Source organism: Streptomyces sp. NPDC001902 (genome assembly GCF_042891295.1).
Lineage (GTDB): Bacteria > Actinomycetota > Actinomycetes > Streptomycetales > Streptomycetaceae > Actinacidiphila.
In genome coordinates this window covers 21,482-30,926 of sequence record NZ_JBIATA010000051.1, presented here as the reverse complement: position 1 = coordinate 30,926, position 9,445 = coordinate 21,482, and the positions used below count along the sequence as shown (strand labels likewise).

Genomic DNA, 9,445 nt, shown 5'->3' with positions numbered 1-9,445 from the left:
CTCGCCGATGTTCCGCGACGTGGCCACCACCGCGTACCCCAGCTTCCGGTACGCCTCGACCAGACCGGCACCGATGCCCTGCGACGCACCGGTGATGACCGCGACCTTCTGACCCTCAATGCTCATGGTGTTACTTCTTCCAGGGGGTGTCATGGGGAATCCGGTGCACTAGACGACCGGTCACATATAAAGTAGACGACCGGTCGAGAACTGTCAAAGGCCCGGACCCCGGACGGGGGCGGCGCCGCCGGAGGCGGCTTCCCGAGGGGCGGGCAGGTCCAAGCGGTGCGGGAACCCGATGCGCAGCACGAACGCCGCCGCGGCGGCGGCCAGGACGACCAGTGCCGCCAGGACCAGTGCCTGCTGGTAGCCGTGGCGCAGCAGCGGCGCGACGGCCACAGGGCCGAGGATCTGACCCACCGAGTAGCCGGCGGTCAGCAGGGCGACCGCACGTGGGAACCGCAGATGCGTCCCGGCCGCGAGGGCGACCGTGCTCACGCCGATGAAGGTGGCGCCGAAGAGGAACGCCGAGACGAGCGCGGCGGCGGACCCCCCGACCAGGGCCGGCAGGGCGATGCCGGCGGCCTGCACGACCAGCGCGGCGAGCAGCACGTCCGGGCGGGACCAGCGCCGTCCCAGCCACGCCCACAGCGCGGCGGAGGGGACGGCCGCCACCCCTGCCAGCACCCACGCGGCGGTGCCGAGCCGTCCGGGTGAGCCCTGGTCGATCGCGGCGACCAGGAAGGTGCCGGCGATGATGTAGCCGACGCCTTCCAGCGTGTACGACGCGAACAGGGCACCGAACCAGCGATGCGTGCGCGGTGCCGCCGTCCACCCCGGCGCTCCGGGGGCCGCATCGACCGACGCATCCGGCGCGTCCGGCGCGGGTTCCGTCCGCATGGTCCACGCCGGCACGGCGAGCAGCGCGGCGAGTGCGGCGGACGCCCACCAGGCGGCCCGCCAGTCGGCGAAGCCGCGCAGGACGAGGACGAGCAGGCCGGACAGCGCGATCCCTGCGCCGACCCCGCCGAAGCCCCAGCCCGGCAGGTGTGCGGGGTGCGCGCGCAGCCGCCCGAGGAGCGCGCTGACGGCGATGACGAAGACCGTCGCGCTCACCGTGCCCGCGACCAGCCGAAGAACCAGCCATACGGCGGTCGCGTGCGTGAGCGGCATGGCGGCGAGGCTCACGACGAGCAGCACCAGCGAACCGCGCAGGACGGCGGCGGAGCGCGTCAGCCGGGGGAGGACGGTCCCGGCGAGCGCTCCGGCGAGGTAGCCGACGTAGTTGGCCGTCGCCAGGTGCGCACCGGCCCCGGCCGTCAGGCCCGCTTGAACGTGCATCAGGGGGAGGATCGGGGTGTAGACGAACCGGCCGACCCCCATGGCCGCCGCCAGCGCCGCCCCGGCCCGGGCCACGTGGGCCCAGGGCGACCCGGGGGCGCCGCCGCGTGCGGCGGCCGGGCGCCGGGTTGATTGGATCATGACACATTCCTCGACGGGTGGGTTCCGGGACGGGACCGGACGGACCACGGCTCCCCGTCGCGACCGTGTCCGGGCGGCGGGGAGCCGTGTGGTGCCGCGTGCGGCGGGCGTGCGCCGTCAGGCGTCGCCGTTCGCCTTCCCCGGGTCATTGGGGTGGGACTGCACGGCGGTGACGGCCGCGGCCATCCACGGCCACAGCGGCAGCGTGCCGAGGACCTTCTCGTACAGCTCGGCCTCGTCGGCGGCGCGCCACAGGCCGATGCTGCGCAGTTCGCCCACGGGGCGCCACAACCTGACGAGGTGGCCGGCGGCGGCCAGTTCCCCGGCGCGGACGGCCTCGGCCGCGCGACGCCGGTCCACCTCGGCGGGGTCGGTGCCCTCGGGGACGGTGGTGGTGAGTTCGACCAGGAACTCCTTCACGGTGTTGCCTCTCTTCGAAACTGCCGGAACCTTCGACGGGCGGGCACGCGGCCGGACCGGTGTACGAACCGCCGGTCCTGCGCCCTGCCACCCTGCGCCCACGGGCCGGGGCGGCGCCACGACCGCCGCCCTCCCTGCTGGGAGGCGGAACCTCGCAACGCGCTCCACCCGGCGGACGGGGGGCCTTCGGCCTCAGTGGTCGGTGACGATCCGCGAGACGTGGTAGGCGCGGATCAGCCAGTCGTCACCCTCGCGCTGCAGGACCAGCGAGAGGTGCACGGCGGCCTCCCACCCCTCCGCGCCCCGGAAGACGACGTCGGCGAAGCCGCCGGCCACCCGGTCGCCGATGCGGTAGCCCTGCGCCTTCCCCACGTCCGCCCAGCGGTCCTCCGTCACGGCCTCGTAGTAGGCGCGCACCGCGTCCCGGCCGGCCGTGGTTTCGGGCCCGAACCCCTGGAACAGGGCGTCCACGGTGAACAACTCGGCCATCTCGTCCGGCCGGTGGCCGTCGAAGGCGGCCTTCCAGCGGGACAGCGTCTCGCGCATCGGGTCGTTCGCGGCGTCCTTCGGGTCAGCGCTCATGTCGGTTCTCCTCTGTGCTCAACGGTAGGAAGAACGGCGCCCGTCCGCGTGCGGAGGGCGGCCGGATCAGGGATGGCCGATGATAGTCGACCGGTCTAATAAAAGTAGTTGGGCGGTCGTATACTGGCAAACACGGGCCGCACCGTGACGCCGGCGAGAAGCCCGCCGCCGGCACCGCCCGTCCCGTGCCCACCTCGCGAACGACCGTCGCCGCCCCGCAGGAGGAACACTCACATCATGGTCTCGCCACTGGCCGCACTCGGGGTCGACGCCCCGGTCCTCGCCGCGCCGATGGCCGGCGGTCCCACCACCCCCGCGCTGGTCACCGCGGCCGCCCGAGCCGGCGGCCTGGGCTTCCTGCCCGGCGGATACCGCACCGCGGCGGCGCTCGCCGAGCAGATCGCCGCGGTCCGGCCCGGACAGGTGCCCTTCGGCGTCAACCTCTTCGCACCCAATCCCGTCCCGGTGGACCCCGACGCCTTCCGGCGCTACGCCCGCGCCATCGCGCCCGACGCCGGGACGCACGGCATCGACGCGCCGGCGGCGGAGATCGTCGAGGACGACGACCACTGGGCGGACAAGGTCGACCTGCTGCTCTCCGACCCGGTGCCGGTGGTCAGCTTCACCTTCGGCGTCCCGCACGCCTCGGTCGTCTCCGCGCTGCGCGCAGCCGGAAGCCTGGTCGTCCTGACGGTCACCTCGGCCGCGGAGGCCCGGGCCGCCGCGGAGGCGGGCGCGGACGCACTGGCCGTGCAGGCGTCCGCCGCGGGCGGGCACTCCGGCACGCTCACCCCGCAGCACGTACCGGCGGCCGTCCCCCTCGAGGACTTGCTCGGCGAGGTGCGCGCGGCGGTGCCCCTGCCGCTCGTCGCCGCCGGAGGCCTGGCGACCCCGGCCGCCGTGGCCGGTGCGCTGCGGGCCGGAGCCGACGCGGTCATGGTCGGCACCGTCCTGCTGCGCGCCGAGGAGGCCGGCACCTCCGCGCCGCACCGGGCGGCGCTGGCCGACCCGGCACGCACCGGGACGGTGGTGACCCGGGCGTTCACGGGTCGTCCGGCGAGGGCACTGCGCAACGGCTTCACCGACCGCCACACCGGGCACGCTCCGGCCGGCTACCCGGCCCTGCACCACCTGACCAGCCCGATGCGCAAGGCGGCCGCCGCCGCGGGCGACCCCGAGCGGATCAACCTGTGGGCGGGCACGGGCTACCGTCACGCCACCGAGGAGCCCGCGGAGCGGATCCTGCGGCGGCTGGCGTCCGCAATCTGATCCAGGGGCACACGGGCGGGCCGCACACGGCGGCCCACCCGGTCCCGGTCCCGCCGCTCAGGTCAGTGCGACGCCGAGCAGGACCTCCAGCTGCGCGATCGTCTCCTTGGGGTCCTTGGCGTGGACGCCCGCGAGCCCCAGCTGCGCCGCGGGCGCCAGGTACTGCTCGGTGTCGTCGACGAACACGCAGGCCTCGGCGGGCAGACCGAGCTTCTCCAGCGCCAGTTCGAAGATGGCGGGCTCGGGCTTGCGCATCCCGTGGTGCTCGGAGATGACCACCGCGTCGTACGAACCCTCCAGGTCGTGGCCGTCGTAGAGGTCCCACGGCGCGGAGCCCACGGAGTTGGACAGGATCCCCACGCGCACCCCGGCGCGCCGGGCGGCGGCCGCGGCGTCGATCAGGGCCGTCTCGGGGCGGAGGTCGGCGAAGATCCGGCCCATGAGGTTGTCGGGCGCCACGCCGAGGCTGCGGGCCGCCGCGGTGTTCCATTCCACCTGGGTGATCGCGCCGCGTTCGAGGTCGTGAGTGCGCCGGGTCCCCTCCTCGTCGAGGTAGAGCGCGGTGATGCACGCCCCCTCGGCCAGTCCCTCGCGCCGTTCGAAGGCGAGCACGGCGGGCAGCAGAGGCGTGGTGAGGACACCGCCGAAGTCGAGGATCAGGCCGGTGCGGTGGGACATGACGGAACTCCTGCGGTAGCGACGAGGACGCCTGCCGCCGCGATGCGGACGCGGCAGCCGCGCGATGGGCCGTCCGCCGGCGACGCTGCCGCACGGTGCCCGAGGGGGCCGTCCGGGAGCGGCGGCCACACGGGCGGCACGCGCGGGGCGACGACCGGACGTCATCCTGCCATCCCCTTCCGTGGCCCGCCCGGCCACCCCTCCCCCGGACCTCAGTGGGCCCCCGGACGACGTCGGCAGTGCGTCACCTGCGTCACCGCCTTGACCGGTGACGCATGCGCGTGCGAGGGTTGCCGCCGGGAGAACCCCGGGAACAGGAAAGAAGGTTGGGAATGATCGACAGGCGGAGCTTCGGCAAGGTTTTCGGTGCGGGCGCGGCCGCGGCGTCACTCGCGGGGCTGTCGGGCCTCGCGTCGCAGCCCGCCTCGGCGGCGACACCGCACGGGCCGCGGCCGGGCACCGGGGGACCCGCGTCCGTCCGGGGGACGTACACCTCCCTCGGCGCCCTCAAGCAGGTCGACGCCGGCGTCCTGAACATCGGTTACGCCGAGTCCGGCCCCGCCGAGGGCCCCGTGGTGATACTCCTGCACGGCTGGCCGTACGACATCCACAGCTACGTCGACGTCGCACCCCTGCTGGCGGCGGAGGGCTACCGCGTCATCGTCCCGCACCTGCGCGGCCACGGCACGACGCGCTTCCGCTCCCCCAGGGCCTTCCGCAACGCCCAGCAGTCGGTGGTCGCGCTCGACGTCATCGCCCTGATGAACGCCCTGCGGATCGAGAAGGCCGTCCTCGCCGGCTACGACTGGGGCTCGCGGACCGCCGACATCATCGCCGCGGTCTGGCCGGAGCGCTGCAAGGCCCTGGTCTCCGTCACCGGTTACCTGATCACCAACCGCGAGGCGAACCAGCAGCCGCTGCCGCCCAAGGCGGAGTGGGCGTGGTGGTACCAGTACTACTTCTCGACCGAGCGCGGACGGCTCGGCCTGGAGGAGAACCGGCACGACCTCGCCCGGCTGGTCTGGCAGTTCAACTCCCCCACGTGGGAGTTCGACGACGCCACGTTCCGCCGCACCGCGGCGTCCTTCGAGAACCCGGACTACGTGGCCATCGTGCTCCACAACTACCGCTGGCGGCTGGGCCTCGAGAAGGGCGATCCGCGCTACGACCGCCTGGAGCGGCGCCTCGCCGCAGGCCCGATGATCGGGGTGCCCACCATCACCCTCGACGGCGAGGCCGACCCGTTCACCCCGGCCGGGGAGGGGGCCGCCTACCGCGCCAAGTTCTCGGGGAAGTACGCCCACCGCACGCTGAAGGGCATCGGGCACAACGTCCCCCAGGAAGCGCCGGAGGCCTTCGCCGCGGCCGTCGTCGACGTCGACGCCTTCTGAAGAGCCGCGCCCACCGCCAGGGGGCGGGCGGCGGCGTGACCGCCCGTCACGGAGATCGGTTCGGGGCGGATCGGGAGCACGGCACCCTCGGGGCCGGGCGACCCGGTCCGCCCCTTTCGGTTCCCTCGTCGGCCAGGACACCGCCGGCTGCATCCGGCTCGCGGGCGAGGCCGTACCCGGCGTGACCCTCCTCCGCGCGGCCGTTGGCGAGTCCCTCTCGGGTCCCGACAGCGGCACGGACACGGCCGTCGTCGGCACCCACCGCCCGCACCTCGCCGTCCCCCGCCAGGGTCCGCTGTCATCGGCGCCCACCCGTCGCGGTGGCGCGGTGCGCAGGTACGGCGTTCGCGGTGGCCGGGCAGGAACCCCCGGGAACGCAGGCCACCGCCCCCGGCCGCGGGGCGGACGAGGGCGGTAGGGCCGGCCGGCAGCCGTGCGATCAGCCGAAGGTGAAGGAGTAGGCGCTGAGTCCGGGCGAGAGCTTCAGCGTCAGGACGCCCTGCCGGGACGAGCTCCCGGTCACCACACGGTGGATGCCGGGGGCGCCGGAGACGGTGAAGGTGCTGGTCCTCCCGTCCAGGGTCGCGGTGACGGTTCCCGTGCCGCCGACGTCGAGGTAGACGTCGCGGGCGAAGAAGTCCAGGGTGATCCCGGCGTTCCGCCCGCTGGTGATCGCCTCCTCGCCGGCGTCCCAGGCCCCGGTCAGGGCGGCCTGTCCCGGCAGGAGCGTCTCCGGGCGGCGGAACTCACCGGTCCCCGTGGCCACGGGTCCGTTCACCACCGCCGCGCTGCGGCCCACCCCCAGCGGGATCTCCGGGGTCTGCCTCCCGTCGGTCGGGGTGTCGTCGGGTACGTCGGTGGGGGGCGGCAGCGCGGTGCCGGGGCGCGCGTCGGTGAGCAGCCGCCGGATCAGCGACTCGGTGCCGCCGTAACCGCCCTCGCCCACGGCGACGTGCCGGACCCTGCCCCGGGCGTCGATCAGGTACTGGGTGGGCCAGGCCTGGTTGCCGAAGTTGTCCCAGGTCGCATAGGAGTTGTCCAGTGCCACCGGGTAGTCGACGCCGAGCCGCCGGGCGCCCGCCGCGACGTTGCCGGGGACGCGCTCGAAGGCGTACTCGGGGGTGTGCACGCCGATCACCACGAGGCCGTCGGACCGGTAGTTCCCGTACCAGGCGTCGACGTGCTCGATGGCGCGCTGGCAGTTGATGCAGGAGTAGGCCCAGAAGTCGACGAGGACGACCTTGCCGGCCAGTGACTCCTTCGTCAGCGGTGCGTTCCCCGGGGTGTTGAGCCACTGCTGGATCCCCGAGATCTCCGGCGCCGCGCCGCAGTCCAGGAGGACGGAGGCCGGTTCCTCCGCGCAGGAGCGCAGCTCCCGTGAGCCGGACGGGCCGTGCCCACCGGGGAGCCCGGGGCCGGCGATCGCGTCGTTGATCCGCGAGGTGTAGTCGGGGACGGCACGCTGCACGACGTCGGTGAGGTTGAAGGTGAGGCCGAAGGCCAGGACGACGAAGGTCAGTCCGGCGGCGAACCGCACCCCCCGCTGCCGTTCGCGGAACGCGCGCACCCGCTCGCCGACCCTGCGGCCTGCGAGCGCGAAGAAGAGCAGCGGCACCGCCGTGCCGACGGCGAAGGCGACGGCGAGCACGACCGTCCCCGCGCCGATCCGGTGCGTGGCGCCGGCGACGGCGATCGCCGCCAGGACGGGCCCGGCGCAGGGCACGTAGACTGTGCCGAGAACGAGTCCCAGGAGGAAGCCGCCGCGTCCGCCACCCACCCGCCGCTGCCCGATGCGTGCGAACGGGCGCTCCAGCAGGTCCTGCACCGCGGGGAACATCATGGCCACGCCGAGCAGGAGAAGCACCCCGAGTCCCACCCACCGCAGGATGTCCGGGGGCACCGGCAGGGCACCGAGCACGAGGGTGCCGAACAGCGTGATAAGGCTGAAGCTGACGACCAGCCCGGCCATCACCGCGTACGGCCGGCTCCTGCGCGCCGGTTCGGCCGCCTGCCCGGTCGCCGGGACCCCTCCCGAGAGGAAGACCAGGGGCAGGACGGGGAGCACGCACGGGGAGACGGCGGTGACGAATCCGCCGACCAGTCCGATGAGCAGCAGCGTGAGCAAGACGACCTCCGGACGGGGCCCTCACGGACGGCCCCGGGGGGAACGGCGTGGGGGGGGGGGGGGGGGGGGGGGGGGGGGGCGGGGGCGGGGGGGGGCGGGGGGGGGGGGGGGGGGCCGGCCCCCCCCCCACGACGCGGACGGACGGTGCCGCCGCGGGTGGGCGGCGGCGGGTACGGCGTCAGACGACGGTGGCCTCGACGGTCACCGGGATGGCGAGCGCCTTGGAGTAGGGGCAGATCTGGTGGGCGCCCGCACCGAGTTCGTCGGCGGTCTTCTGGTCCACGCCGCCGACCTCCAGGTGCAGCACGGCGCTCAGGCCGTAGTCGCCCTGTTCGTGCCGGTGGTGGAGGGTGACCTCGGCGACGACGGCCACGTCGTGCACGCGCACCTTGCGCTGCGCCGCGGTGATCTTCACCGCGCCCAGGAAGCACGAGGCCCATCCCGCGGCGAGCAACTGCTCGGGGTTGGTCGCCCCGCCGTTGCCGCCGAACTCCTCCGGGACGGCGAGGGTCAGGTCCAGGAGCCCGTCGCTGGACGCCGCCCGGCCTCCGTTGCGGCCCTCGCCGGTGGCGGTGACGACGGCGGTGTAGTGCGTCTCGGTCACGATCATGCCTCTCTCGCGCGTCCCGGGCCGGTCGGCCCAGCGGATCACCTGTCCGGGTGGTGCGACTGTCGCAGAACCGTTCATCACCTGTCAAACAGGTGACGCACCACGTCCCCGCGCCACCCACCCCGCGAGCCGTGAGGTGAATCACTTCCTTGACAGGTGACGGAATGGGGGACATCGTCAACGGGAACGACACCCTTCGGCGGAGGAGACGACGCGATGCCGCCCACGCAACAGAAGACCCCCGATGCCGCCGCGGCGGCGCGCAGGGCCCGGTTCGGCAAGCTGCCGGAGCGCGTCCGGCCCGAACAGATGGTCCAGGAGAGCCCGGCCACGGCACCCGACCCGGCCCGGGACGTGTACACCGCCGACGACTGGCTCGTCCGCTACTGCCTGTGAACCCCGCCGGCTCCGCCGGCCGAGCAACGGAGGTCTCCCCCGTGCGCATCCCCAAGCCGCTCCTGGCGGCATCCCTGACGGTGCTCGCGGCAGCCGTGAGCGTCGCCTGCTTCGCCCAGGTCGTCTGACCGCCCCACCCCCCATCGCCACCACGCCGGCCCGCCCCGACCACCGTCGGGAGCGGGCCGGCGCCGTCGCACCCGGGGTGCGGCCGGAGCCGCCGGGCGGCGCTTGACGCATTTGAGACGACCGGTCATATTGGTTCTTCGGCGCAGGCCCGCCCGTCGCTCCGGCGTGACGGGCGCGGCCTGCGCCGCGGCCCGGCGGGGGCCCCCCCCCCCGGGGGGGGCCCCCCCCCCCCCCCCCCCCCCCCCCCCCCCCCCCCCCCGCGCGCGCCCCCCGCCCCCCCCCCCCCGCCCCCCCCCCCGCCCCCCCCGGGCCCCCCCCCCCCGCCCCCCCCCCCCCCCCCCCCCCCGCCGCCCCCCCCCGACG

At 74.8% G+C, this 9,445-nt stretch carries 11 protein-coding genes; 4 read left to right on the top strand and 7 right to left on the bottom strand.

Features of this window, described 5'->3' with window-relative positions; all coding sequences use genetic code 11:
- From ACFYYN_RS42790 to ACFYYN_RS42775, 4 genes are all read right to left on the bottom strand, one after another.
- Nucleotides 1–126 (bottom strand): SDR family NAD(P)-dependent oxidoreductase (locus ACFYYN_RS42790; RefSeq protein ID WP_500550106.1); only part of this gene is annotated, 126 nt, incomplete at its 3' end.
- Nucleotides 127–213: 87 nt separating this feature from the next.
- Entirely contained in the window at nucleotides 214–1,482 is a 1,269-nt protein-coding gene (locus tag ACFYYN_RS42785; protein WP_500550105.1) for a YbfB/YjiJ family MFS transporter, read from the bottom strand.
- A gap of 117 nt (nucleotides 1,483–1,599) precedes the next feature.
- Nucleotides 1,600–1,902, bottom strand: a complete 303-nt coding sequence (locus ACFYYN_RS42780) for a muconolactone Delta-isomerase family protein (protein WP_500325207.1) — start codon at nucleotides 1,900–1,902, stop codon at nucleotides 1,600–1,602.
- A gap of 192 nt (nucleotides 1,903–2,094) precedes the next feature.
- Nucleotides 2,095–2,484, bottom strand: a complete 390-nt coding sequence (locus ACFYYN_RS42775) for a YybH family protein (RefSeq protein ID WP_500550104.1) — start codon at nucleotides 2,482–2,484, stop codon at nucleotides 2,095–2,097.
- A 237-nt stretch (nucleotides 2,485–2,721) separates the two neighbouring features.
- Here ACFYYN_RS42775 and ACFYYN_RS42770 point away from each other — a divergent pair, with 237 nt between their 5' ends.
- The gene (locus ACFYYN_RS42770; protein ID WP_500550103.1) at nucleotides 2,722–3,753 is read left to right on the top strand and encodes a nitronate monooxygenase; all 1,032 of its coding nucleotides are present in this window, start codon (nucleotides 2,722–2,724) and stop codon (nucleotides 3,751–3,753) included.
- 57 nt (nucleotides 3,754–3,810) lie between these two features.
- On the opposite strand, the gene ACFYYN_RS42765 is transcribed toward ACFYYN_RS42770, so the two are convergent.
- Nucleotides 3,811–4,431, bottom strand: a complete 621-nt coding sequence (locus tag ACFYYN_RS42765) for an HAD-IA family hydrolase (RefSeq protein WP_500550102.1) — start codon at nucleotides 4,429–4,431, stop codon at nucleotides 3,811–3,813.
- A 332-nt stretch (nucleotides 4,432–4,763) separates the two neighbouring features.
- On the opposite strand from ACFYYN_RS42765, the gene ACFYYN_RS42760 reads away from it, so the two are divergent.
- Nucleotides 4,764–5,822: an alpha/beta fold hydrolase gene (locus tag ACFYYN_RS42760; RefSeq protein WP_500550101.1), complete on the top strand. Its 1,059-nt coding sequence runs from the start codon at nucleotides 4,764–4,766 to the stop codon at nucleotides 5,820–5,822.
- Between the two features lie 439 nt (nucleotides 5,823–6,261).
- Here ACFYYN_RS42760 and ACFYYN_RS42755 read toward each other — a convergent pair whose 3' ends face one another.
- Nucleotides 6,262–7,947 carry a cytochrome c biogenesis protein DipZ gene (locus ACFYYN_RS42755; protein WP_500550100.1) on the bottom strand — a complete coding sequence of 562 codons (1,686 nt, stop codon included), beginning with the start codon at nucleotides 7,945–7,947 and terminating at the stop codon, nucleotides 6,262–6,264.
- A gap of 178 nt (nucleotides 7,948–8,125) precedes the next feature.
- Nucleotides 8,126–8,557: an Ohr family peroxiredoxin gene (locus ACFYYN_RS42750; RefSeq protein ID WP_500550099.1), complete on the bottom strand. Its 432-nt coding sequence runs from the start codon at nucleotides 8,555–8,557 to the stop codon at nucleotides 8,126–8,128.
- Nucleotides 8,558–8,773: 216 nt separating this feature from the next.
- On the opposite strand from ACFYYN_RS42750, the gene ACFYYN_RS42745 reads away from it, so the two are divergent.
- Both ACFYYN_RS42745 and ACFYYN_RS42740 read left to right on the top strand, forming a co-directional pair.
- The gene (locus tag ACFYYN_RS42745; RefSeq protein ID WP_500550098.1) at nucleotides 8,774–8,953 is read left to right on the top strand and encodes a hypothetical protein; all 180 of its coding nucleotides are present in this window, start codon (nucleotides 8,774–8,776) and stop codon (nucleotides 8,951–8,953) included.
- The gene (locus ACFYYN_RS42740; RefSeq protein WP_500550097.1) at nucleotides 8,950–9,081 is read left to right on the top strand and encodes a hypothetical protein; all 132 of its coding nucleotides are present in this window, start codon (nucleotides 8,950–8,952) and stop codon (nucleotides 9,079–9,081) included. The genes ACFYYN_RS42745 and ACFYYN_RS42740 overlap by 4 nt, the downstream gene beginning before the upstream one ends.
- Nucleotides 9,082–9,445 lie beyond the last annotated feature (364 nt).